Source organism: Thalassoroseus pseudoceratinae (assembly GCF_011634775.1).
Taxonomy (GTDB): Bacteria; Planctomycetota; Planctomycetia; order Planctomycetales; family Planctomycetaceae; genus Thalassoroseus; species Thalassoroseus pseudoceratinae.
This window is the reverse complement of sequence record NZ_JAALXT010000007.1, coordinates 199369-225365: the sequence shown is the minus strand read 5'-3', so window position 1 is coordinate 225365 and position 25997 is coordinate 199369. Positions and strand designations below refer to the sequence as shown.

The following is a 25997-nucleotide window of genomic DNA, read 5'->3' as shown; positions in this document are numbered from 1 at the left end:
GTCCAAAAGTTTCTACAGAGATGCAACCGCGACTTCAGTTGGTTTCGGAATGGAGAGAGTTGGAAAGGAAAGAACGAAGTTGGTCCAACTTCCGTTTCGCGTCCAAGTGATGGTTCCGTCTTCGGTTTCTGCGGCTTGCCGAACTTGAGCCAATCCCAACCCGATTCCGTCTGGCTTGCTGGTTACGAATGGCTCAAAGAGTTGATCGGAGAGGGCAGCATCCGGTCCGGGACCGTTGTCGCTCACACAGATCTCAATTTGGCCATCACGATATTGTGTATCGACACGAAGTTCCCCATGCCGACCGATGGCTTCCACACCGTTCAAGCACAAATTGACAATCGCCGCCTGTAACATTTCCGAGTCTTGCACGGTATGCACCAGACGATGGTCGTGCGTCAACGCGAAATCAATTTCCAGGTGACGGCAAATCGGTTCGACCATGGTAGCGACATCTTGCAGAACTTCCGCCAATGGGCGTTGAAGCCGTTCCCGCTCCTGCGTCTTGCCGATCGACAATAGTCGTCGCACGAGCGTTTCGGTGACGAGCAACTGTTCTTTGGCGGTGTCGAGCATGTTTTCCGAGGGCAACGTAAACGATCGACAAGCTTCCTGGAAGACCTCCAAAGACAACCGAGCCGAGTGGATGCCGTTTCGCAATTCATGGGCCACGCCGCCGGCGAGTTGCCCCTGCAATCGGGTCCGTTCCGAAACACGAATGGCATCGTGCAACTGCTGAAGTTGGGTCGCCATCGAGTTCACAGAGCGAGCAAGATCGTCAACTTCGTCGTGTCCGTGAACTTCGACGACTTGTCCAAAATCGCCTTTGGCAATCCGTGTTACTTGTTGTTTGATTCGACAGATTCGACGACTTAACTGGCCGGTGTACCACGTCACTGCGATGATCAGGACAAAAGCGACCACAGACGCCACCACAAAATTCCGGGTTGCTGCCTGCCGGTTCAGCATCAATGCATGTTCGTAAGAATAGAACGTGACAAGCCGGGTATCGGATGGCCACGCGGGAACCGAAGTCACGGTCAAACAGTACCACACTGGTTTGCCATTACCTGCCCGCATGGTCCATCCCCTGCCCCTTTCGTCAGCGGTAATCGGGGGAATGTGGCGGACGACTTCCAATTCTTTCTCGGATAGTGACACCGTCGAGGCGAGCAATTCCTCACCACGAAACGCCGCGAACTGCCAGCCTGGATTCTCTTTCTCCAACTGTCGGAAGGTCGGGAGCAACTTCGGCTCAACAAGTGAGTCCATTTGTTCCGCGAAAAGCCGCGGTTGAGCATCCTCCACGTGATTCAGTTCTTCCACATAGTGATCACTTCGGAGTGACGCGGAATAGTAGACAAACGTAATGACGATTGCTGCCAATGGAACGAACAATTGGTTTCTCAATGACCACGACACCGCATCGACCTTTGGATTATTTCACAAACTGTTGGGGAAATTTTCCCGACCTCATATCTACCGCACAGAGGACCAAGTTGGGATCATTCGTTACAAGTTGTTTTTTGGCATACGCTTAAGTCCCGAAGTGATCCGGAAAATCGGCAGGCAGTCACCTTGGTACGACACTTGCATGACCGGCGTCTCGTATGATATTGAGACTCATTCTCTGTAATGCTGCAGGGAAGAACTCCCGCCGACATCACCCGCCAGCGATTAGCCACCCCTTGGGCCAGCCAAAGCCAGCCATCTGAATTGGCTGTACGTGTGGGATCTTCATTAACACCTTTTCCAAGAGGAGGCAACAGTGTCCAACGCCCAACGGTCCGCGAGAAGTCGTGGCTTTACGCTCATTGAGTTGCTCGTGGTAATTGCGATCATCGCGATTTTGATTGCATTGCTATTGCCGGCTGTTCAACAGGCGAGAGAAGCCGCCCGTCGCACCGAGTGCAAGAACAACCTGAAACAAATTGGGTTGGCGATGCACACTTATCACGACACCAACAAGAGCTTAGCGCCGGGTTGGGTCGACTGGAACGGGAACTGGTCTGATCCCCTTCATACCGCTCATGTGAACGTGGCCATCCTTCCGTTTCTGGAAGCGGGGAATACAGCAAATCTCTACAACTACAACGTGAGTTGGGATCATACGGACAATGCCGACATGGCTCTTCTCATGCCGAAGGCCTACCAATGTCCGTCGACTCCCGGAGCCGGAGATCCCGAACCCAATAGCGGCTTTCAGACGTCTGACTACACCTACATTCGAAGCGACTCGGGATGGATTACCGACGCTACGGCCGGAAAGTCGATGTTCGATCAGAACCAATTCCGGAAGTTTCGGGATGTCGTCGATGGGCTGACGAACACGATTATGACTTACGAGTCTGCAGGGCGTGCTTCGCTATACATCGCCGGGGGAAAAACAACGACCGCTCCATCGGGTTGGACCGGCGAGTATCGAAGTTGGACCGCGGGCTTCAGCTCCGGCTGGCTTTACAACTTCCAGGTGACTCCCGATTCCTCCGGCGGAGAGCCAACGGTCAACTACTATGTTGGCAATGAAGTGATCAATGTCAGCAATCTGTATGGAGCGGCGTACTCGTTCCATCCAGGTGGGGTCCAAGTCTGCTTGGCAGACGGATCGGCTCGGTTCATCAGTGAAACGATCGACTTGAACACGCTCAGTGCTTTGACGTCCATCGACGGTGGCGAAGTGGTCGGGGAGTACTAGGCATGAGTTGGTGGCAAGACTCTCCAAGATCGAGCGGCGTGCGTTTATCTTCTGTCCGCGTTTTCGCATTGGCACTGACCACAAGCGTGATGTGTGCCGGATGCGGTGAAGACTGGCAGGCCGACACGTATCCCGCAGAAGGAACAATCACAATCAATGGTGAACCGCCGGTCGGTGCCTTGGTGCAACTTCACCCAACTGGTGAAGCAACCGACAAACGCGAATCACTGCCTTGGGGACTCGTTCAAGACGATGGAACTTATACGCTTTCGACGTATGAAATGGGCGATGGTGCCCCGATCGGCGAGTACGCCATTACGATCCGATGGTCTCCGAATGTGAATACGCCGTCTTTAGTGGATCGATTGAACAATGCCTATAACAACCCGGAACAATCCGAATGGAAAGTGACGATCGACGCGGATGAGAACGAGCTTCCCCCCATCGAGATTACCGGAGCCAAAGTTATGAGTGCCGACCAAGTGGTTGGGCGAAGGCGACCACCTGGTCCGGGAATGGGAAATTAAAACGTCATGACCGATGTACCGACAACCCCCGCGAAACGCGACAGCGATAAAAAGACACGGTTCCGCAAACTTTGGTTGGTGGCTCACCGTTGGATCGGTCTTACGGTTGGCCTCCTGTTTGTCCTGATCGGACTAACGGGCAGCATTCTCGTGTTCGACCACGCGATTGATGAATGGTTGAATCCCAACCTACTTCTGACGGCACAGACCGGCGACCAAGCTCCGATTGCGGAAATCATCAATGCGGCTGAGACATCCTATGATGGCAAAGCAATGTCGGTCACAAAACCGCGAGTGGAAAACGGGGTTTGGACCGTTTGGTTCTCGAAGAAAACCAAGGATGGCCGAAAGTTTGTCGCAGTCTATGTTGATCCGACGAACTCAAAGGTGACCGGCCAACGAACTTGGGGAGAGGATCTATTGGGTTGGATTTACCGACTCCATTACCAACTCGTAGCCGGTCAAACCGGTGTGGTTATTGTCGGTGTCGCCGGACTTCTTGTGATGGTCTCTCTAATCTCTGGAGTCTATTTGTGGTGGCCGTTATGGAAACATAGTTGGCGGGCGGCTTTCATGATTCGAGGCGGATCGAGATTCAACTATGATCTTCACAAGACACTAGGGATTGGAAGTTTTGTATTTTTATTCGCCCTTGTTTTCACGGGTGTGTATATGGAGTTTCCTTTCCTCGTCAAGCCAATCGTGACGATGTTTTCTGAGGAAACCCAGGAACCAAGAAGACTCAAATCGAAGGAGTCGGAATCGAAGCAAGCCATCTCGGCTGATGACGCTTTGAGAATCGCACGACAGCATTTTCCAAATGCCGCTTTCGACCACCTTCACCCACCACGAGGAGCGGACGGAACTTATGAAGTTGCCTTCCGTCAACCGCACGAAGTCCAACAGACTTTCGGTCGAAGCCAAGTCTTCTTAGATCAGTACAGTGGTGAAGTCCTCGCACTCCGAAACCCGGATGACTTTACCGCAGCGGACGTTTTTCTCGCGTGGCAATTCCCATTGCATAGTGGGGAAGCCTTTGGCATGGTCGGGCGTTGGATTGTTTTTATCTCCGGTTTCACGCCAGCGATTCTCTATGTGACCGGGTTCATTCTGTGGTGGCGACGCGGACGGTCTCGAAAGAAACAGTCGCAGAAAAGCACCACTGCAACCCCACCGACTTCAATCGAAACCGAAACCGAACGAAGTCCGGTTCCAGTCAATTGATGCGTGAGAACTGGAACTGTCTTGATTGAATAACAACCATTGGGATCGGCGTTCCCGATGGTTGTGCCTCTTGCTCGTGGTAGTCACACTGATTAAAAAACTCTGGTTCCACCGCGTTGCGTCTGTGAGGAGGGCGTGACGCGGTTGTTGCCTAGCGTCGTTTCATTCAAAGTGACAAGTCTCCCATGATCGCCCATACCCGAGCCGTTTCGTTCGTGATTCCTGTGCTGTTGCTCTTGGCAACTCATGCGTCTGCACAATCCGATTACCCGCTGCGTGATGCGGTGGAATGTCATCCGCGTGGCGGTTTGCCGAACTTCTTGCAGAAGGTTGCAGCTGGCGAGACCGTGAAGGTTGCCTACTTGGGTGGGAGTATCACGGCGGCTCCAGGTTGGCGTGTTCAATCGCGGGAGTGGTTGCAGAAGACGTATCCTGAGGCGAAGTTTGAAGAAATTCATGCGGCGATCGGCGGCACGGGTTCTGATCTGGGCGTGTTCCGTCTCCAACGTGATGTTCTGCAGCACCAACCGGATTTGCTGTTCGTGGAATTCGCCGTCAACGACGGCGGTGCATCGCCGGAACGCATTCACAAGGCGATGGAAGGAATCATCCGCCAAACGTGGAAAGCCGACGCGAACACGGACATCTGTTTCGTCTACACATTGACGATTAAAATGCTGGGTGATTTGCAAGCGGGCAAAATGCCACGCGCCGCGAGTGCCATGGAAGAACTGGCTGATCACTACGGGATTCCGTCGATTCATTTCGGTGTCGAAGTTGCCAAATTGGAAGCCGCGGGCGATTTAGTCTTCCAAGCTCCCAAGCCGAAAGATGCCGCCACGAAGCCGATGGTTTTCTCCACCGATGGCGTGCATCCTCATGTGCAAACAGGGCATCGGTTGTATGTGGAAGCTATCGCTCGATCGTGGCCGAAAATCACGGCAGCGAGTGGAAAGGCCGAACCGCACGAGATCGTCGAACCATTGCGACGGGACAATTGGGAAGAGGCGAAAATGGTGTCGATCCAGCCAGAGATGCTGAGTGGAGATTGGACCAAGCTGCCGGCGGATCATCGTCTTGCGAAACGATTCCGCCGAAATATGCCGGAACTGTTTCAGGCGGTCGAACCCGATGCGACGTTGTCGTTTCAGTTTGAGGGAACTGCAGTGGCCGTGTTCGACGTTCTCGGACCAGACGGCGGCCAACTGAGTGTGCAACTGGATGATGCCAAACCCGTGATGCGAAATCGCATTGATGGCTATTGCACGTATCATCGGATGGCGAAACTTAACGTCGGCTCGGAACTGAAACCGGGAGTTCATACCGTTACGATCACACTCACGCCGAACACCCTCGACAAGCGGGCGATTCTCTTCGAACGAAACCGCGGTGATCTGGAGTCCAAACCGGAGAAGTATCAAGGTCACACTTGGTACCCGGCGGCGTTGATGTTGATCGGCGAACTGAAGTAACAACAGTTCGCCTCACCTGAGACCATATTGCGGTCTTCTGTGTCCTGGTCCCTAACGGACAGAATTCCCGACGATCAAGAGTCAACTTCTCTAGGAGTGATTGCATTGTTTATCTCGAATGCGTTCAGAAAATCCACGATTTGTTCCGCTGTCCTGATCTGGGGAATTTGCGGTTCGGGCTTCGCTGACGATCAATCCATCAAGACCATCACCAATACCGAGGGGTTGGTCGCGTTTTGGACGTTTGGTGAGGAAGCTGGTCAGCCACGGGAATCGGTTGGCACGGACGATGCGTTCCCGTTACAAGAAGTGGGCGGCCCGATTCGGCGGGTCAAAGGCGGACCGTTTTCCGGATATGCAGCGGACTTGAACGGAAAACAGTATTTCAAAATTCCCTACGCAGAAACCGGGAAGCTGAACATCTCTGGACCTGAGGCTCAAGTTTCGATGTTCGCTGTCGTGCGGATTGTGAATCTCAGGCAAAGCCGGACAATTGCGGGGATGTGGAGCGAAGGCAAAGGCAGCAACGACGACTCGGGCACACGTCAGTACGCCTTGTTGATGAACATGCCGACGTACGGCGGCCCGAATAAACTTGTGCCGCACATTTCCAGTGAAGGCGGTGTGACCCGCCGTGCCGATGGGAGTCGATTTCCATGGTGTTGCGACTATGCCGTCACCGCATCGCCAGTGCCAACTGAGGAATGGTGCACGCTCGGTTTCACGTACGATGGCGAATACATCCGCGCCTACATCAATGGGCGTCTGGACGAACTGAAACTCGACCCCAAGAAGCACCGCCGCACCGATCGGTACTTCACACAAGAAGGTCCCGACGGTGGGGACCGGGGCATGAACCCGTATTACCACGGACGGGGCATCTTCAAACTTGATCCCGTCAAACACGCGGACACGAAGATCGGCGGTTCGGATTTCACCGTGGGGGCTCGCTATGCAGTCGGGAGTTTTCTTCGTGAAGCAACCATTGGCAAGTTCGGAGGCTTAGCCGTTTTCGACCGGGCCCTGTCCGATGCCGAAATGAAGACGCTTCACGAAGCAGCTCATGTGGATGCTCTTGATTGAGACGTTACGGTTTCGGTTTGATGAAGAGAACTTCGCCGCGTTCGATCCAACCTTTTCGCAGATCGACGCGGAACCAACCGTCGCTGTTCTTGTTGTGGAATCGAACCGGCGAGCGACGGCCGAACTGCTTGAGATCGTATTGAGCCCATGTTTGGCCCATGTCGGGTGAGATGATGAACCCTGTGTGATACGGCGATGCCGGAGCGTAATGAGCCGACAAGATCACGCCGTCTTCGATGATCATGTTGGCCGATTCATACTCCGGATTGAACAGCATTGTATGTTTCGCGGGGTTCGTTAAATCATCGGGATGACAACGAAAGATGCCACGGTCGTGCGGTAGTTTGCCGTTGTTTCCATTGGCGTCCGAGGCCCAATAGAGTTGCCCATCGACGAAGTTGATGCCGCCGGATTTGTACCGCGAGTTGGAATTGACCGAAACGAGCACCTGCCAATCCCAGGTGTCTTTTTTGGCATCGTAGGTGCCTCGCAGCCAATGGCATTCGTGTCGGTCTTTGCGATCATGGTCGCCGGTGCAGGCGTAGAAGGCGTTTTCCGTGGGGTTATACATCACCGTGTGGATGTGGCGACAAATCACCGAGTTTTTAAGGTTTCCAAGTGGTTGACCGGTTTTCGCGTCCAAGTCGTGAAAGTTGGGGTTGTACCCGAACGCATAGGCAATCTTGACCGTCTGACCTTGATCGGTCGAGTAATAAATGTTGATCGGTACCGGGCCACCAAGCACGTTGCAGTAGTTGCCCCAAACGAGCATTTCGTTCCCGCCCACGTTCCAAGTGTGAACGCCATTGAGCGGATGAAAATACCACCCCGGCCGATTCGGGTTCTTGGGGGTGTGCGGCAAGTAATCCTTGCCGTCTTGATCTTTGACGATGATCGCTTTGTGAGTCTTCAGGTTGTCAGTACTGAGATAGAGTTTTGTCCGTGTGGCGAACAGAATGTTGCCGTTCTCGAAAATGCAGCTGAATGTGATGTTGTCGGCATTCGGAAACTGTGCGGTATGAGGCCACGTCTTTCCGTTGTCTTCTGACAAGAAAATCTGGCCGTCACCGAACCCGAAGGCTTTGTTGTCCCGCTGTGAGTCGATGTACGGTCCCTCGGGCGCGAGGCGATACCAGAAATGATCGGTTTCGCCTTCGGTGGGTCCGGCGGTTTCGGGAGCGGCTAACATGCCGTCGATGCCAGTCATCAAAAGACCGCTGGCGACGGCAGTGCTGAGGAAGTCGCGTCGTGTGAAGGAGAGATCAGTCTTCATCGGAATACTTTCCGGTTATCGGGTTAACATCACCCTAGTGGAGTGGTGTCCCATGAGGGTTATCGAGCGCCGACGTGTTTACGCCAAGATTCATATTTCGCGGACATCGACTGAACTCGATCCGGAAACTTCGTCGCAAGATTGGTTGTTTCGCCGATGTCATTTCCCAGATTGTAAAGTTCCCACGGTTGGTTGTCGCGAGGTCGCACGAGTTTCCAATCTCCCATCTGAATCGCTCGGCCGCGTCCGCACTTCCACGCTAACAACTCATGAGGCGTTCGCTGTTTGCCATGAAAGATCGGCACCAGACTTTTGCCTTCCATGGGTAATGGCCGCCGACCTTGGAACTCCGTGGGATACTCAATTCCAGCAACGTCGAGGCAAGTGGCCATGATGTCGATGATGTGTCCAGCTTGCCGTGTCAATTGCCCGCCTTGCTTGATGACTTCGGGCCAGCGGGCAATGAGCGGCGTGCGAATGCCGCCTTCGTATGCGGATTGTTTGTGGTCACGGAGCGGCGTGTTGCTGGTGCTTGCCCAGGCGATGCCGTAACCGGCGAAGGTGTCGTGCGGCCCCGGCATCAAATCCGGACCGCTACCTGGTTTGATAGCGACGCCGTCTTTTCTCCAACGACGATTGTTCGCACCCGGCGCGAAACCGAAACCACTCTTGGTCGGCTTGAGTCCGCCGTTCGGTGCAGCACCGTTGTCGGAGAGGAAAAGAACCAGCGTGTTCTTGTCAGCACCCGATTTGCGGAGCACTTCGAGCATCCGTCCCACCCCACGATCGACATTGGAAATCTGAGCCGCATAAACCGCCATGCGTTCGGCTTGCCAGTCTTTTCGACGATCTTTCGACCAATCCGGAATGGATCTCGACAATGGTGCTGGTGTCGCGTTCTCGGGGAGCAGCCCCATTTCCTGTTGCCGTTCGATGCGGGTGTCTCGCCAATCGGCCCAACCTTTCCTGCGGTACCGTTCGCGGTACTTGGCAATGGTTTCTTCACGGGCATGAAGTGGCCAATGCGGAGCTAGATAAGCGGCATAAAGAAAGAACGGCTTCTCACCGGCTGTCGCTTCTTCGAGGAACTCGATGGCGTAATCATTGAATGCATCGGTCATGAAAAAGCCCGTGTCCGGGAACGTCCACGGCTGATCATTCAGGTAGAAATCGTTGGCTTGGACCGCGTTCCAATAGCTGATCTTCCCTTGGCAATTCGGTCCAAAGAATCGGTCGAAGCCCCGGCGAACAGCCAGGTCGCGTCCTTGCCATTTGCCGACCATCGCGGTGTGGTATCCGGCGGCCTGCATGACTTCAGAAATGAGGACGCAGCGATTGTAGTTTTTGGGCTCGTTCCAGCGGTCGCCGCGATGGCCGGTTTGTTGGCAGTACAGCCCGGTCAGTAGCGAAGCCCGAGTGGCACCGCAGACGGCGTTATTGTAGAAGCGGGTCCACCGGAGCCCGTCCGCAGCGAGCGAATCGATGTGCGGTGTGTCGATCTCGCCACCGTAGCATCCCAGGTCCGACCAACCCATGTCGTCGACCATAATCAATACAATGTTCGGACGCTCGGCACCGTTGGCGATCGAACCAAGCATCAGCGTGACAACAAGAAATCGGAAGAATGTCATCGGGTTCTTTCACTGCGGGAACATTGCAACGACCAGTCCAGTGATATCATGGTACCGATCGAAACCAGGATTGTCGTAAGTCCCCAAAAGGATTTTCTCGCGGCCGACCATTTCGACAAAGAAGCCGACTCCACTGATGGGCGGAACCGTCGTATGAAGTGGTTCGAATTTGTTAAGATCGGATGACAGGCTTCCGTGTCGCCGATGCCGACTCGCTGGATTGGGCAAGAGTCATGACCGAATTCGATCCGTTTGGCGCAACTCGTCACTTTGGAAAAGACCTCAATGATCGAACTCCGTTTGAACCTTTCGACCCCGACGAAAACGCCCTGCCACCGTCGCGAATCGGACGTTACCCGGTCAAAGAAGTGCTGGGTCGCGGTGGGTTCGGTGTTGTTTATCTTGCGGAAGATCTTCCGTTGGATCGACTGGTGGCCATCAAAATTCCGCATTCGCGTTGGAACTTAGACTATCGGACGGCCGACCTGTATTTGGCGGAAGCTCGCACGGTCGCAAAGTTGGATCACCCGAACATTGTGCCCGTTTACGACTTCGGAAGTACCGGGCCGTTTCCGTGTTTTGTGGTATCCAAGTACATCAAGGGCAGTGATCTTTCCGAGAAGATCGGACAAGTTCCGATCGACATTCCCGAAGTCGTCGAACTGATCGCAACGCTCGCCGATGCGCTTCACCACGCCCATGAACATGGCATCGTACACCGGGATGTCAAACCGGCCAACATTCTGCTCGATCAGAACGCACGCCCTTACGTGGCTGATTTCGGTTTGGCACTCCGTGAGGAGGAACTCACATCCAACGCAAGTCACGCGGGAACACCGGCCTACATGTCGCCCGAACAGGCACGCGGCGAAGGACACCGTGTTGACCGTCGCAGTGATATCTACAGCTTGGGGGCGGTCTTTTATGAAATTCTGGCCGGACAACGCACGTTTCCCAATGAAACAGATTATGCCCTTCTGAAGTGCATCGCCGAACGAGTTCCAAGACCACTCCGAGAAATCAACAAGACCATTCCAAAAGAGTTGGAGCGAATTTGTATGCGAGCGCTCTCTTTACGGGCCTCGCAACGCTATCCCACAGGCAAGGAGTTGGCCGACGAACTACGAGAGTTCGTATCCGCCATGGCGATCAGTGCCAGACCGATGAGCGAGCCGGACTCCACGCCATCGGCTCTTCACCCGCCGACTCGCGTTGTTCCGAAGGGGCTCCGTTCTTTTGAAGAGCACGATGCCGACTTCTTTTTGGAACTACTCCCCGGCCCCCGTGACCGAGACGGTTTGCCCGAAAGTCTTCGATTCTGGAAAACGCGGATTGAAGACCCTGATGCCGATCGCACATTCTCAGTCGGTTTGATTTACGGTCCGTCTGGCTGTGGGAAATCGTCGTTGGTTCGGGCGGGGCTTTTACCTCGTTTGAAACCTGGAATCCGCTATGTTTGCGTCGATGCGACCGCCGAGGGAACGCAGTCCAAATTGTTGCTCGCGTTGCGGAAGTGTTATCCCGACATGGATTCCAGTCTCGACTTGAAAGAGACGATGGCCCTGCTACGGCGGACGCACGTGGCCCCTGAAGGCGAAAAACTCCTGATCGTCATCGATCAATTCGAGCAATGGCTTCACGGTCGAAATCCGACCTCGACGGACGAACTCGTGCAAGCGTTAAGGCAGTGCGATGGCGGGCAGTTGCAATGTCTTCTGCTTATTCGCGACGATTTTTGGCTCGCAGTCAGCCGTTTCCTCTGGGAATTGGAAGTTCGGCTTGTGGACGGGCATAACGTTGCCTTGGCTGATCTCTTTGACATCGATCACACCTGCCGAGTTTTAGCCGCGTTCGGTCGCGCGTTTCAGAAACTTCCCGAGAACGTCACCGAAATGACGCCGGCTCATCACGAGTTCATCCGGCAGGCGGCGAACACACTCGCTGAAGACGGGAAGGTGATGTGTGTGCGGCTGGCACTTTTCGCCGAGATGGTGAAACATCAGCCGTGGACCCCCGAAACCCTGCGAGATATCGGTGGTGCCGAGGGAGTCGGCGTTGCGTTTCTTGAGCAAACGCTCGGTTCGTCGCTCGCACCCCCGCAACATCGGTACCACTACAATGCAGCACGGGCGGTGTTGAAGCATCTGTTGCCGGTGGCGGGTCAGGCCATCAAGGGGCAACGAAAATCTTATCAAGAGCTTTTGGAGGTTTCCGGCTATGAAAATCGACGCGACGACTTTGACGATCTGATCCGAATTCTGGACGGTGAGCTTCGGCTGATCACACCGAGTGACGCCGAGGGAACTTCGACCGTGGTGGACGAAAACGCGGACGTTCCTCAGTCGGTCAGTTCTCGCAAAAGTGGTTCGACGGAGAACCAACAACCGGAACGATTTTATCAGCTCACCCACGATTATCTCGTGCCGGCTTTGCGGGAATGGCTAACGCGGAAACAACGAGAAACCCGCCGTGGCCGTGCGGAAATCCTTCTGGAAGAACGGGCGGCGACATGGAATCGAAAACCCGAGATGAGACAACTTCCTTCCGGTTGGGAGTATCTGCGAGTTGTCACGTTGACCTCCCGTCGTAATTGGACCGACGCGGAACGTCGGATGATGACGGTGGCGTCGAAGCGGCATCGACTCCGGGCTTTGGCGCTTTGCTCCATTGTGCTCGTCACGTTGTTCGGGACCGTGACTGTCCGTCAGCAATTCCAGGCTTCGCAGCAGCGTCTTCGAGCGAATGGATTGATTGAGCAACTGATGACGGCGGACCTTTCGGAACTTCCCGAAATTGCGACCGAAATCGAACAACAGCCACAGTTCAGTACACCGAAATTGCAATTGATTGCCGACGATCCCACGCATGTGAAGTCGGATCGGTTGCGGGCGACCTACGTTTTGGCAAATGGTCCCGGCGATCGTGCGGAGCAATTGGTCGAGCATGCCCTGCACGCGGACCTGGCGACACTTGCTCTTGTTCGAGAACGGATTGCCCCCTTCGCGGAATCGCTGACGGAGACGCTGTGGAAATCGCTGCGACTGGAAGACGCCGATCGGGCAATGCGACTGCGGGCGGCGATTCTTCTGGCGATTGCCGATCCATCTTCGTCGCAATGGCAGGCACAGTCGCCGTTGGTCGTTGACGCGTTGTTGGCCGAGAGCGTTCTGAACATCGACGAATGCGTGCAACTTCTCACGCCAGTCGCAGACGTGTTGACACCGACACTTCGCGAGCGATATCAGCAGTCGTCGATCACGTCGATTGAACATGCCAACGCCGCCCGCGCACTGGCTCGGACGGCCGACACGAAACTTCTCTGTGAACTGATCCTAATGGCGGAACCGAGTGAGTTCCCAGTGCTTTTCGCGGGTGTCTCTCGGCATTCGGAGAAGGCGGCTCGAATTTTTCAAAACGCGGTGGTCGAGGAACACGATCCGGCCACACGCTCGCGACGGCTGGAAAACGCGGCGGTTGCGTTATTGCAGTTGCAGCAAAGTCAGGACTTGAAAACTGTACTCTCAGCCCTACCCGATCCCACCGCACGTACGCATCTCATTCTTGATCTGCACGAGTTCGGTGTGCCGCCCGAAACCTTGTTCGACGTGATTGACCAAACCGACGATCCCGTCACGCGGCAAGCGTTGCTTCTTGGACTCGATCGCTATCAAGGTTGGAAGATTTCGCAGCGAAACGAGGAGCGACTCAGAGACCTTCTATCCACCGCTGTGCACAATGCCGAGAGTCCCGGGGAACGCAGCGCGGCCGAATGGTTGTTGCGGAGCCGTGGCGGTGATCTTCACCAGATTCTTGCGGACCTGTCGCAGCCGACCATGCCAAGCACCGGTCATCTCGATCGTTACGGTTGGTGGGTCAACTCGGCTGGGCATGTGATGTCCGTGATACCAGGACCAATCGAAGTCATGATTGGAGCCGAGGAATCCGAACCCAGCGAGAATGAAAAACTACGGCAGATCACGATTGATCACTCGTTTGCGGTGAGTGCTCACGAGGTGACGATTAAACAATTCCAACGTTTTCGGCCCGACGTGAAGTATGCCAGTGATGTTGCGAAAAGCCGGGATTGTCCGGCTAACAAAGTCTCTTTGATCGAGGCGATGCAGTACTGTCGATGGTTGAGCGAACAGGAAGGGCTTTTGGAAGACCAAATGTGCTACCCCCCTGTCGATGACATCGAAGTCGCCGATGTCATTCTATCTGATGAACAGCTCTCGAAGCCGGGGTACCGCCTTTTGACCGAAGAGGAGTGGGAATGCGCATGCCGGGCTGGTTCGCACGCACCCTGGTTCTTTGGGACCGACGAGCAGCATCTGCGGAAATTCGCTTGGTACGCATTTAACTCCGATGGGCAACTACGACCGGTCGGCGAACTGATGCCAAACCAATGGGGGCTGTTCGACATGGCCGGAAACATTGCCGAGTGGTGTCATTCGTGTACGCCGCATAAGGATCACGTGCTCCGGGGCGGTCATTTTAAGTACCCCGCCGCCAATCTTCGCTCCGCTCGGCGTTACACACAGTCGGTCACGGGCTACAGCTTCACGGGATTCCGGATCGCAAGAACAGTGGGACTTGAGCCGGCGAATTCGTTCGCCGATGACGGTTTCTAGTCGCTGTTTTTTGTTACGGTTCAGGTTGAACGTCCACCATCGTTGCAATTCATGGGAGTGAACGAATAATGATTTAAACCTATGTTCCTCTTTTCATATTTCCAATGGAGAGGTCTATGACAACTCTGCTGATCTTGGTGCTGATTGTTCTCATCGCTCTGCTGGGTCATGTGATTCGACTTAGTCACGACGTTCGCGCGATACGTGAGGAACTGTTACCCGACATTCGGGCGGTTCTCCTACGGACTGCATCACTGAGATCACAGTCGGTCCGTCCGATGCGCTTGAGACATGGCGACCCGTTTCCAAACCCGCACGGTTTTCTCAGCCAAGCTGTCGCCGGCTGCTTTTTGGTTTGGGAATGGCGAGAGGAAAAATGGGAACCGTGTGAGTTGCCGGGCGATATGGAACCCGGTCCACCGCCGCCCTTTCCCGGTGCGTTCCCAGGCGACGTCGCAAAGACATGGGTGGTGCCGGTTCAACAATGACACAGCTTGTTCGTCAGCCCGAACACTGCCCATTCCGTCAACGTGAACCGAGTCGTCCTGAGAGCAATTGGCAATGTCGCCGGGTTTGCGAAATCGTTGCCGGGGCGGATGTCGCTCGAACTCGTGTTGATGACGTCGTTTGTCGGTCATGTTGTTGCCATCCGCTTCCGAGCGGTCCGCGTTTGAACCCTGTTGTCGCAGCGTTGGCGTTTTCAGCCGTCGAGGAAGCCCAGCGTCAATTGGTAGCCGAAACGCCGACCCAAGCCCATCTACACCACGCCCGCCGTTTTGCCGAACGTTGGCTCAGGTCGTCTCATGAGCATCCAAACGCAGCAGTTTCATTCCCAAGTGAAGATGCGGAGACGAAACATAGGTCATCGCGGTGGCAATCTCGGCCACGTTCTCATGACCGAATTACGTCGCCGCGAATTGGTTTGATGGGTCCGGATCGTGGGTTCGGTCTGGCGCATCAGTGTCGCGACATTGCGTGTCATCTCCCCATTGACCGTTGGTTGATTCCCGGTGATCCGATGGAACGGTCCGACGGACCATGTCGGCAAGAGTGGATCGACCGCGACCTCTCCTTCTCTGAAGCGGAAGCGTGGCTTGACGGTTTGGATGTGGTGTTGTTTGTCGAACGCCCGGACTTTCCCACGGTTGTTCCGGCGGCTCGTCGGATGGGGGTGCGGGTCATCTGTGTGCCGAATTGGGAGTGGCTTTCACCGAGTGCGGCTTGGCTGGCCGATGTCGATCTGATGCTCTGCCCGACACGGCATACCGCGGGAATGCTCACCGAGTGGAAGCACTGTTACCGCTTCGAATGGGAGATCGCGTGTGTTCCCTGGCCGATCGACACTAGCCGAATTCGCTTCCGTCGCCGTCGAATCTGCCGACAGTTTGTGTACGTCCACGGATCGGGAGGGGCTCGCGGAGTTTGGTGCGGCGATCCGGAAACTTCCGTTCGCCGCAAAGGTCTGGAGATTCTACGAGCCGCCGCTGAACTTGCTCCGGAGATCCGTCTCATCATCTACGCGACTTCTCACGACGCACCGCGGTTCCCGACGAACGTGGAATTGCGACCGCCGCCGGACGACAATCAATTGCTCTACTGCGATGGCGATGTTTGCGTGCAACCAAGTCATTGGGAAGGGTTGGGGCTGCCGCTGCTCGAGTGCCAAGCGGCGGGCATGCCTCTCGTCACAACCGATGTCGCCCCGATGAACGAGCACCAACCACTGGGTACAATCCCGGCGAAGACGGAAGCCATGCAGATCGGCCAGAATTTTTGGATTCCGGCGGCCCGTATCGATCCGTCGCAACTCGCGGCGGTACTTCGTTCGTTTTCCGGTCGTCGAATCACCATGGCCAGTCGTCGAGCACGGAGGTTCGTGCAGCGTGAACACAGTTGGAAGATTCGCAAGGCTCAAATTCACCAACAGATTCGGCGAGCAATCGCAACGCCAGTCGATATCGAATAGACACCGTCATTCCCCCGACCTGGTCTCGCGAAAGTGCCGTCTTTGAGAAAGCCACCCGATGCCCCGAAAAGCCGCCCTGTTGCTCCCCACACCCGAACGGTGCCGATGGCGTTCCGTGGAAGGAGACACAACGCGATGCGGACTTCTGGGGGCGTTTCTCGGTCCTGCGGAATCATGTGTGTCCGACCAGATTTGTCGGTCATGTTGCGATTCGTTTCCGCCTTCCGAACGACAACTGAACCCCGTCGTCGCCAGTCTGCTGTACCGCAAAGCCGAGACCATCGAGACTGTCGGTGGCACGTCCGAGTGTCGTCTCGAGGTCGCGAAGCAGGTTCGGCAACATGCGGAACGCTCGCTCAATATCGTGCACCCTGCTCCGTTTCGTCTCACGCCCGCAAGGTTGCGTCAAGATTGCTGCTGGTTGGAAAAGACGCCCTCGACGAAGCCGATCTCCGAAACTTCTTCGGCGTCGGAAACTGCGGAGACAGTCTATGCGTGTACCCACCCGACTCATCACCAAGCAGACCACACACACTGTCGGATGTGTCGAGACTGGACGCGACACCCCACGGTTTCCCGATTACTGTCGATGGAAGAACTGATTCCGCCGCCTTCGGAACGATGTGGCTCCGCCGTTCGGGAATGGGGAGTGGCCGTCACAACGTCACCACGCCGCCAACCGACGCTTGAATTCACACTCGACTCACTCACGCGAGCCGGTTGGAAGGAACCGCGATTGTTTCTCGACGGGACGGTTGCCATACCGGAACGCTACGCACATCTCCCGGTCACTTGGCGGGAGGACAGTGTTGGGGCGTGGCCCTCATGGTATATGGCACTCGCCGAATTAATTTTGCACCAACCGAATGCGGATGCGTATTTACTTCTTCAGGATGATACCGTTCTGTTTGATCGGCACTCCCTTCGAGAGTATCTCGAAACGGTCCTGTGGCCGGGGAAACGACCGGGAATCGTCTCGCTGTTTTATACGGGGAATCGGACCGAGGGCGGTTGGTTCAATGCGGATGGTGCCTGGCATTTTAGTGCCCAGGCATTGGTGCTCTCTGCTGGCGTTGCACGGGCACTGCTTTGCGATCCGGATCTATCACGAACATGGTTGGCCGCGGCTGGTGGGACTCACGTTCCCGTGCCCGAGATGCTATCGGCATGGGTGCACTCGAATGCCGTTGAGATGTGGTCGATGTCGCCAAGTCTGGCGCAACACATTGGTAATACCAGTACGATTTGGATGGATGCGCCCGTTATCGCGGGACGGCGAGCCGCCTGGTTTGCCGGTGCCGTCGAGTCGGAATATGGTGAGGGCGAATCGCTGGCCGACTTCCCGGAGGATTTTTTCGCCGTCGAGAAGGCCGATCAATCGTCTTATTCGGAGCGAGTCGCCCGAGGTCGGGAGCGGATGAAACAACACTCGGTGGTCGTGTGTGGATTGTGCCGTGACGTTCGACTGTATCTCCCGCGAACGGCTGCCAGAATCGAACGATTAGGAGAGATGTTCGCCGACTACCGTGTGATGTTGTTCGAGAACGACTCAAAAGATGCCACGTTGGAATTCCTTTTCGACTGGCGATCTCGGAATGCACGGGTGGAGTTTCTCACGGCAACCGCGGGACGACCAAAGTTCCAGCGATCGCGAAGTCTCGCACGGGCTGAGTGGTTGGCTCACTGTCGGAATCAATATCGGAAGGAGATTCAACAACGTTACGCCGAGTTCGATTATGTAATCGTCGTGGATACCGATCTCGCCGGCGGATGGAGTTACGACGGTGTTGCACACACGTTCGGTGAAGACGACTGGGACTGCGTCGGTTCCTACGGTCTGGAACGCCGACTGGATCAAACGTCTGACCGGCCACCATACATTCACTTCGATACCTGGGCATTTCGTCCAACGCCCGGCACTTTTGCCAGCCAACTGACCAACCATAACGAACTTCATTTGTCCAAGGGCGGGCCGCTTTTGCCTGTTCAATCCTGTTTTGGTGGCATGGGGATTTACCGGACCGCTTGCATGTTCGCGGCGGAATACGGAGGAAGCGATTGCGAACATGTCGTCTTCCACAACCGACTTCATCAAGCCGGTTTGACTCGGCAGTTTCTCAATCCCAGCCAACTGGTTCTGTACTCGCCCATCACATGAACGGAGTGGATAACGTGGCCCAGGCAACCTCTGAGCCGTACATTTTGGCTCAAACGAATTTTGGGTTCGTGATCAAAGCGTATCAGCACGATCGTTGTAGCCAAATTATTGCTCAGTGTGGTGAATTCGAGGGGGCGGTGAGTCGGCTGATCACAAACCTGCTTAAACCGGGGAACCACTTTGTCGATGCTGGCGCGAACATCGGATACTTCACGCTCTTGGCGGCCGAATGCGTTGGACCATCGGGAACCGTGACCGCGTTCGAGCCGGCACGGTCGGTCCGGAAACTTCTACAGGAGAATGTCCAACTTCTTCCGCATCGGCAGTGCGTGAATGTGTTGCCGTATGCACTCTCGGACGGCCATGGAACCGCACGGTTCTACGAAGGTCCGCAAAACCATACTGGCATCTCGTCACTTCGTCCAATCTCTCAATCTGCGACCAATTACCCGGTCGAGTTACGACAATGGGATGAAATCCCGAGTGACCGACCGGTGCATGTGATCAAACTGGATATCGAAGGGGCCGAGGTGCAGGCTCTGCATGGGATGCGTCGGACATTGCGACGATGGCGTCCGACTATTGTTCTCGAAGTGACAGACCGATTTCTTCGCGAGATGGGCAGCAACACACAGGAACTCTTCGCACTTATGGATGAGTTGGGGTATCAGGGTTGGACGCTCAACGGCCAAGCTCTGGAGCCGATTCGAAATCCCGATGATGGTCACAAAGAACAGTACAACGCCATCTTCACACACGAGGACCGTGTTGCTTTACACCGACTTCTCAACCGCGGCTATCACATCAAGAAACGAGCTTTCGCCACGACGGTTGATTCCCGTCCGACCCCGTCGGTCTTGTTCTTTTCGATGCACGGCGATTCGTCCGTGGAGATTGCCGAGCTGTGTCGTGCTTCCGGCGTTCCTCTCGACATCGGCCCTCCAAAGAGTCGGCTCGTCAGAACAACCATGAGCGACTCGGAGCGAAACCGGCTTGGAAAACTCGGCGTTGGTTCGCCTGACGATGAAGCCATCATTCAACGTCTGCGACAAAGTGTGTATGGAGCGGTCATTGTCACTACAGATGCCCAAGTGCAGCAGTTCGAGAGACATCTGCGAGGGTACAATCCGCATGTGCCGTTAATTGTGCGGCATGGCAATAACATCTTTGAGGCGCTTAAGAAACTCAACATCAAGCACTTCATGGGTCCCAGCCGCAGAGCGTTGGAAATCATGTCGTCATGCAACACGTTTCACACTCGAAAACTTTTGGATTGGGAGAATCTACCGCCAGTTTCGCTCGACCCGAACAAGCGATCGGGATTGGCATCCTACATCCACAAATACCGGCAATCGTGGCCAGACTCCTGGGCACGGCTGGAGCGTGTCAACAAGGGACTGGCGAATCAGCGAGTCAAAGTCTTTGGCAACGGTAACCCAGATGGGCTCGTGCATGATTTGCCAACCATGGCGAAATCCAGGGCGACCGTCCACATCAAGGATAACGGGATTCGTTGTTTTTGCGTATTGCGATCCATGGCGATGGGCACACCCGTCGTTGTGGATCGGCTGACCTGCGAGCGAACATTCCTCGATGATGTTTCCGGCATCATCGTTTGCGACGATACCGACGAACTCGTTCACGAGTTGAATCGGCTCGCCACCGACAACGCTTACTGGCTTGAACGCAGCGTCGAGTCTCTCAGCGCGGCTCGTCGTCAGTTTACCGCCGATCGCCATCTTGCCAAGGGATTCCTGCGGTTCATCCACGAAGCCATCGCGCGGAACTAAACCAAAGCGTATGATGAGCGTCGCGTCCGATGACTGGGGATTCACAAAAACCCGGCCATCAGACGCTGACACCAAACTTACACTCGGCTGAAACGGCCGTTACGCAATTTCCGGGACTTCGAAGCCTTTGCGGTATTGCCGCTTGAGGAGGTTGTTGGCTTGCTCAGAATGCTCACCAACGAACTTTTCCTTTTCGGCGTCGACGGTCAGCAGCGGACTGAGTTTGATCTCCGAGCTTTCCATCTTGATGTTGTGAGAAGCCAAGTGCTTTTCAGTTTCTTCGAGCAGACTGCTCCAAACACCTTCTCCGCCATCGATTTCCTTGGCCGCCTCATGGCTGAACGTGCTGCCTGATTGGAACGCGATGTTCGCAAGGTTGCACCAACCGGTGGAGTGATGTCCCACGAGAACATCGGTGTTCAAGATTGACGAATTGCGGGATCGGACGGCATCAATGAAGTTCTGCTGATGCAGCGTGTTGCCGCCGGTGCCTTTGAAGGATTTGATTTTCTTGCCATCGCTGTCGTACGCAACCGCGCGACCTCGTTGGCCTTCGAACCGTCCACCTTCGCAGTATGCGATGTACCCGCTGCCAGGGCCGGGATGCTTCGCCGATCCGATTTCCTTGAGATTGCTCAGACCAATAACGACCGGAATGGAGCCGGTGTCGAAGTACACGAAATGAACGTTCGGCGTGTCACCAGCATCGTTCCAGGCAACACGTCCGCCGCCACCGAAGATTCGTTTCGGCAATGAGACTTGGTCCCGGAAAACATTGTTGCGAAGATCGTCGAGCACGTGGACGCCCCAGTTGCCCATTTCCCCAGACCCTGTGTTCCAATCCCAGTGCCAATCGTAGTGCAGGTTGTTGCGATAAATCGGCTCATCCTGTGCCGGCCCGAGCCACATGTTGTAGTCCACGTTGGAGTCGATCTTCAGCGGCGTCGATCGTTTACCGATCGGTCCCCGTTGTCCGTACCGATTGACGCGGGCTGACTGAATTTCGCCGAGTGCTTTTTCCTCGTGGAGAAACTTCTTAATTTCCGCCTGCATAGGGTCGGATCGTTGCTGGGTTCCGACTTGGCAGATGCGGTTGTACTTGCGAGCCGCCGCCACAACTTGCTGACCTTCCCACTGCGTATGCGAGAGCGGTTTTTCCACATAGACATCTTTGCCCGCTTCCATCGCCATGATGGCTGCCAAGCAATGCCAGTGGTTACAAGCTGCGATCACAACGGCATCGATGTCATCACTTTCGAGCAAGTCCTCGAGACTCGAGAAGATCGTCGGATTTGTGCGGGAACCGTTCTTGGCCCCGGCTGCTCGTCGTGGATCCGGATCGTAAAGCCCAGCGATTTTAACCTCGTCCAACTCCTTGAAGAGGTTGATTAACTGCCCTCCGCGACCACCGCACCCAATAAACCCGAGACGAATTTCGTTGTTCGGACTGGCGGCAAATGTCCGGCTCGATGCCACACCAAGCCATGCCCCGGCGGCGAGTCCTGTCTGAAGAAAGTGGCGGCGATTCAATGATCGATTGACGGGAGTCATTGGGAATGGTCTCCATTGGATGGTGGGGTCGTTTGGCAATCTGGCGAATTACTCATTGTAAAAAGAACGCCAGCGGTTTGGGGCTTCAAAAATTGAAATTCCCAGGAATCCTCGTTTTTGAAGCTCCGACTCTATTGCCTGTTCCAATTTTGTAATTGAATCCGACCGGTATATCAACGAAACGGTGCGTACGCCGGTTCACTATTCCGGGTCACATAAAAAATCGCCCCCGAATACCGGGAGCGATTTCGATGGTTCGCCATACAAAGCTCTTCACTCAGAGACTTCGTGTTGGTCCACCGTTAGTGATCGTGGTGATCCATAAACGTCGAATCTCCCTTAGCGTCTTTGACGATGTGGAAATGATCGACGGTTTCGCCAGTCGGAGTCTTGGCCGCATAGCTCAACGCATCGTGGTTGATATCGATCACCTGATACAGTTGCGTGTTGGCAATGTGTTTCTCGAACGGGTTTTCGCCTTTCGAGTAATCTTTGAGCGAATACATTTTAGGTCCGCTCACGGAAACGACGTAAACCGGGCCTTTGGAATCGGCGACACGTAAGCCAGTGGCGACGTTGGATTCTCCCGCATGGTCATGGTTGTGACCGTGCTCGTGATCATGATCGTGGACGGCGAGCGGAGCGGACCGACCGTAACTGTGGTCATGCCCTTGCAGGACAAGGTCAACGCCGTACTTCTCGTACAAAGGCTGCCAATACTTGCGGAGTTGAGGGTTGTCGCGTCCGCGGCTTGTCGAGTAAACGGGATGGTGATGAGTGACGATGGTCCATCGGTTGGGGTTGTTTTTCAAAACTCCCTCCAACCACTTCGCCTGGAGTTCCACTTCATTGCTACGGGAATCGAGGCCGATAATTCGAATTCCTTGAACATCAATGTAGTAGACGTTCTCGGTCATTCCTTTCGGGCCGTTTTTCGGGAATTCAAATCGTTGCGCCCAACGACGGGTCAAGTAGCGTTCACCAGGGTTCTTCTCGTAATTCGGGTGGAACGGATCACGATCGTATTCATGGTTGCCAGGGATGGCGATCTGCGGGACAGTGGCGAAAATGAAATCACCGGAGTGAAACCACTCCCCCCACTCCTGATCATTGTTACCACGATTGATGAGATCGCCGGCGTGCAACATGAAAGTCATGCGTGGAGCATCGCGGAATGACTCTCGAATCAACCGCGACCATAGACTCTTAACGTCATTCTGGGCGTCGCCCACATAGACGAAGCGAGCGGGTGAAACCTTCTTGTCGAACTTTTTCGCCGTGCGAACCTGAAACCATTCGCTCCAGGCGTAATCAACAGAGTCGGCGTGCTGAGAACCGGCGAATTCTTTCGCAAGTGGTCGCGTTCGTTTCGAGCCGACACGATAGGTATATAACGTATCCGGCTTGAGTCCATCGAACGTGGCAGCGTGCATATGAACCACGCCAAGGTTTGTCTTCAACTTGGAAGTTTCACCTTTGGCTCGTTCGACGTTCTTCAAGAATTGTGGTCCTTTGGTCGCCTCGGCGATTTCCGCAACGGCATCGGCACCAGCTTTGCTTCTCCAAGTGACGGAAAACGATGTCGCAGGGTTACGACTCCAAGAGACAAGAATCCGATCGGGGACGTCGGTAGCCACCGGTAGAGTCGGCTCGACCACCATCCCCTGATACCCCTCCTGTGGTTTTGGCTCCCGTTCTTGCGAGTAGCTTGCAGCACTGGCCATATGCAAGAAACAAAGAGCGGTAAAAATCGAACATTGTCGTTTCGACAGACAAAGCATCATTGAACCTCAAAAAAGTTTTAGCCCATGCAGCCAAGGTTCAGGGGGTGACACGCATCAAGGGTAGAAACGCATTCGCTGAACTGTGACTATGAGATCAGAGTATATCAAATTGTGAGCAGCACTGACTAGTATTGAGCAACCAACATAGAGATCGACAGCCCCTCTCGTCGGTAGATGGATCGACAGGCGAGTTTGTAAAGAACGACCTGTTGGCCGCCAACGTTCCGAAGATGAATCTCTAATCGTCTTCATCTTCCTGGACTGCCGATTGCCCTCGGCGACCCGGTCGCGCTTTTGGAAGCTCAATCGTAAAGTCATTGTCTTCACCGTCCGCGACCTCGACGACCTTGACAGGTTGAGCCATGTCGAGTGCACAGGGGCAATCAGTCGTTTCGCCGGTACGAGACACTGTGATCTCATGCGAACCAATGACGGCACCGTCCTCTGTTTCATATGTCGAGACCACAAAACGACCTTCGGTGTCGGTGACAGCGTTACCTTGTTTTCCGGAATTTGCTGAGTTTCCGGTGGCTTTGGGGCTGAACCAAACACGAACGTTCGCGACCGGTTTCCCCTCACAAAGAACTTGGCCGGTGGCTTCGGCAACAGGGAACTCGTCCGTTCCGCCGCCACAGCCTAGCCCGCACAGGGCTGTTAAGCCAACTAGGAATGAGTAATACCTTCTAGACATTGAGAATCCCATCAGGGCTAGTGGTCATAGAAAAATGCACAACGGCTGCTAGACTTATTTTGTTCGTGTGTGGCGTTCGATAGCCGGCGTTTTCCGAAGAATACACCGCATTCGACGCAACACGAAAACGAGCCTTGCTCTAGTACTCGCCGATGACGATACCATCGTTGATGCCGTTGAGCGCACACCACGATCCGTTATGAGTGTTGTCGATGTTCTCTGTAATGAACTTGACCGATCCGTCAACGAATAGGAACTGGGCACCGCCTGTATGGAAGCTAAAAGCACTGTCATCACTGACCGCGTTGTACATATTGTTCGGGTTGACTCCGGCATTAATGGGAGCGGATGTCCGTCCGTTGAATCGGTTTGACTCATCACTGCCCGTGGCGCCAATCCAAGTTGGCCAGTCCTGGCCATCGGAGACATAGGCGGATTCACCAACGAAGACTGTGTTGCTCGTTCCATCGGTCACGTCGGCAATTCGACGTCCTTGGAGAACTTCCGCTCGCTTGTGTAGCATTCCGTTGTCGCCGTTACAGCTTCCGCCCGCACCTTTGTAGTCAGTTGTGGCATAACCAACGGACAAAGCTCGCATCGACCCACTGGGACCACCAGGAATAGCCCAAGTTTCGGGAACGATTTCAGGTAGTGTTGACGAGGGGCACTTGTACGCTGGGATCACGATATCACCACCTGGAATAGTCGTGCCAGGAGTTCCGCCGTTATTGTCGTAATAGGTTCTTAAGACCCCAGCGGTGCACTGCGGATTTACTTGTTCGAACAACGCTTTCTGCTCGATGAATGGAAGGATATGAGCGAAGAAACTATATCCGTCGTCATCAAATCCTGCGCTGTCGTCAACGTCGGTTGCAATCCCCCAAGGAAAGCGTTGGAACGTATCATGGTAGTTGTGTAGCCCGAGTCCAATCTGCTTCAGGTTATTCTTGCATTGGGTTCGACGGGCAGCCTCCCGAGCCTGTTGTACAGCCGGCAAAAGTAGAGCAATGAGAATCGCAATGATTGCTATCACGACTAGTAGTTCAATGAGAGTAAAACCAAGACGACGCAGATTCATCCTTCAAATCTCCTGTTAATACGACGGTCGAACACGAACACCGACATGATGTTCAAAAAGACGTTGTTGGTTCCGTTCTTCACAAGCCTCAATACGCAAGTTGGTAAGAGGTGCCGCCATTGTGTCTCGTTATCCACAACGTTAGCAGTCAGAACTGAACTCGGGACTATCGAGTCATCAACAATTAGAAAATGGCAGGGTAGCGCTGGTGTGTTTCCGGCGATGCTATCGGCAGGCTTTGGATATACAACGTCAGATTTCGCAAGTTCATCGCATTTTCAACAAACACGTCATCCCTTAATAGTTGCTGAAATATGAGGGTTGTGAAAACATTCGATGAGTTTTGAGTTTCAAGACACTCTGGGCTTGAGAAACGACTCGAAGAATGAAAACCTAGTGCATGTGTTTGGCACATCGCTGTCATGATGACACCTTCTCCGTTG

Annotated in this window: 17 protein-coding genes; 9 read left to right on the top strand and 8 right to left on the bottom strand. The window is 54.6% G+C overall.

Annotation, left to right across the window (positions count from 1 at the left end; all coding sequences use genetic code 11):
- Positions 1–12 precede the first annotated feature (12 nt).
- Positions 13–1398, bottom strand: coding sequence for a sensor histidine kinase (locus G6R38_RS23440; RefSeq protein ID WP_206028701.1), 1386 nt, complete (start codon positions 1396–1398; stop codon positions 13–15).
- 370 nt (positions 1399–1768) lie between these two features.
- Between G6R38_RS23440 and G6R38_RS23435 the strand changes: the two genes are divergently transcribed.
- From G6R38_RS23435 to G6R38_RS23415, 5 genes are all read left to right on the top strand, one after another.
- The gene (locus G6R38_RS23435) at positions 1769–2695 is read left to right on the top strand and encodes a DUF1559 domain-containing protein (protein ID WP_166831410.1); all 927 of its coding nucleotides are present in this window, start codon (positions 1769–1771) and stop codon (positions 2693–2695) included.
- Positions 2696–2733: 38 nt separating this feature from the next.
- Positions 2734–3222, top strand: a complete 489-nt coding sequence (locus G6R38_RS23430) for a hypothetical protein (RefSeq protein WP_166831217.1) — start codon at positions 2734–2736, stop codon at positions 3220–3222.
- A gap of 6 nt (positions 3223–3228) precedes the next feature.
- Positions 3229–4446 carry a PepSY-associated TM helix domain-containing protein gene (locus G6R38_RS23425; RefSeq protein ID WP_166831216.1) on the top strand — a complete coding sequence of 406 codons (1218 nt, stop codon included), beginning with the start codon at positions 3229–3231 and terminating at the stop codon, positions 4444–4446.
- A 185-nt stretch (positions 4447–4631) separates the two neighbouring features.
- Complete coding sequence (locus tag G6R38_RS23420) at positions 4632–5918, top strand: SGNH/GDSL hydrolase family protein (protein ID WP_166831215.1); 1287 nt, start codon at positions 4632–4634, stop codon at positions 5916–5918.
- Between the two features lie 105 nt (positions 5919–6023).
- Positions 6024–7001 (top strand): hypothetical protein, encoded by a 978-nt coding sequence (locus G6R38_RS23415; RefSeq protein ID WP_206028700.1) that lies wholly within the window; start codon positions 6024–6026, stop codon positions 6999–7001.
- 4 nt (positions 7002–7005) lie between these two features.
- Here G6R38_RS23415 and G6R38_RS23410 read toward each other — a convergent pair whose 3' ends face one another.
- Both G6R38_RS23410 and G6R38_RS23405 read right to left on the bottom strand, forming a co-directional pair.
- Positions 7006–8274 carry a WD40/YVTN/BNR-like repeat-containing protein gene (locus G6R38_RS23410; protein WP_166831214.1) on the bottom strand — a complete coding sequence of 423 codons (1269 nt, stop codon included), beginning with the start codon at positions 8272–8274 and terminating at the stop codon, positions 7006–7008.
- 59 nt (positions 8275–8333) lie between these two features.
- The gene (locus G6R38_RS23405) at positions 8334–9905 is read right to left on the bottom strand and encodes an arylsulfatase (protein WP_166831213.1); all 1572 of its coding nucleotides are present in this window, start codon (positions 9903–9905) and stop codon (positions 8334–8336) included.
- A gap of 182 nt (positions 9906–10087) precedes the next feature.
- On the opposite strand from G6R38_RS23405, the gene G6R38_RS23400 reads away from it, so the two are divergent.
- On the top strand, positions 10088–14536 hold the full coding sequence (locus G6R38_RS23400) for a bifunctional serine/threonine-protein kinase/formylglycine-generating enzyme family protein (RefSeq protein ID WP_166831212.1): 4449 nt from the start codon (positions 10088–10090) through the stop codon (positions 14534–14536).
- A gap of 260 nt (positions 14537–14796) precedes the next feature.
- Here G6R38_RS23400 and G6R38_RS23395 read toward each other — a convergent pair whose 3' ends face one another.
- Positions 14797–15174 carry a hypothetical protein gene (locus G6R38_RS23395; protein WP_166831211.1) on the bottom strand — a complete coding sequence of 126 codons (378 nt, stop codon included), beginning with the start codon at positions 15172–15174 and terminating at the stop codon, positions 14797–14799.
- A 287-nt stretch (positions 15175–15461) separates the two neighbouring features.
- On the opposite strand from G6R38_RS23395, the gene G6R38_RS23390 reads away from it, so the two are divergent.
- The 3 genes from G6R38_RS23390 to G6R38_RS23380 are packed head-to-tail and all read left to right on the top strand — an operon-like array spanning position 15462 to position 20450.
- Positions 15462–16502 (top strand): glycosyltransferase, encoded by a 1041-nt coding sequence (locus G6R38_RS23390; protein WP_166831210.1) that lies wholly within the window; start codon positions 15462–15464, stop codon positions 16500–16502.
- A gap of 58 nt (positions 16503–16560) precedes the next feature.
- Entirely contained in the window at positions 16561–18660 is a 2100-nt protein-coding gene (locus G6R38_RS23385; protein WP_166831209.1) for a glycosyltransferase family A protein, read from the top strand.
- A 14-nt stretch (positions 18661–18674) separates the two neighbouring features.
- The gene (locus tag G6R38_RS23380; protein WP_166831208.1) at positions 18675–20450 is read left to right on the top strand and encodes an FkbM family methyltransferase; all 1776 of its coding nucleotides are present in this window, start codon (positions 18675–18677) and stop codon (positions 20448–20450) included.
- Positions 20451–20549: 99 nt separating this feature from the next.
- Here the strand turns inward: G6R38_RS23380 and G6R38_RS23375 are convergent, their stop codons facing one another.
- From G6R38_RS23375 to G6R38_RS23360, 4 genes are all read right to left on the bottom strand, one after another.
- Positions 20550–22001 carry a Gfo/Idh/MocA family protein gene (locus tag G6R38_RS23375; protein WP_166831207.1) on the bottom strand — a complete coding sequence of 484 codons (1452 nt, stop codon included), beginning with the start codon at positions 21999–22001 and terminating at the stop codon, positions 20550–20552.
- A 302-nt stretch (positions 22002–22303) separates the two neighbouring features.
- Entirely contained in the window at positions 22304–23725 is a 1422-nt protein-coding gene (locus tag G6R38_RS23370) for a purple acid phosphatase family protein (protein ID WP_240928354.1), read from the bottom strand.
- Between the two features lie 298 nt (positions 23726–24023).
- Positions 24024–24476, bottom strand: a complete 453-nt coding sequence (locus G6R38_RS23365; protein WP_166831205.1) for a hypothetical protein — start codon at positions 24474–24476, stop codon at positions 24024–24026.
- Positions 24477–24615: 139 nt separating this feature from the next.
- On the bottom strand, positions 24616–25554 hold the full coding sequence (locus G6R38_RS23360) for a DUF1559 domain-containing protein (RefSeq protein ID WP_166831204.1): 939 nt from the start codon (positions 25552–25554) through the stop codon (positions 24616–24618).
- Between the last annotated feature and the right edge of the window lie 443 nt (positions 25555–25997).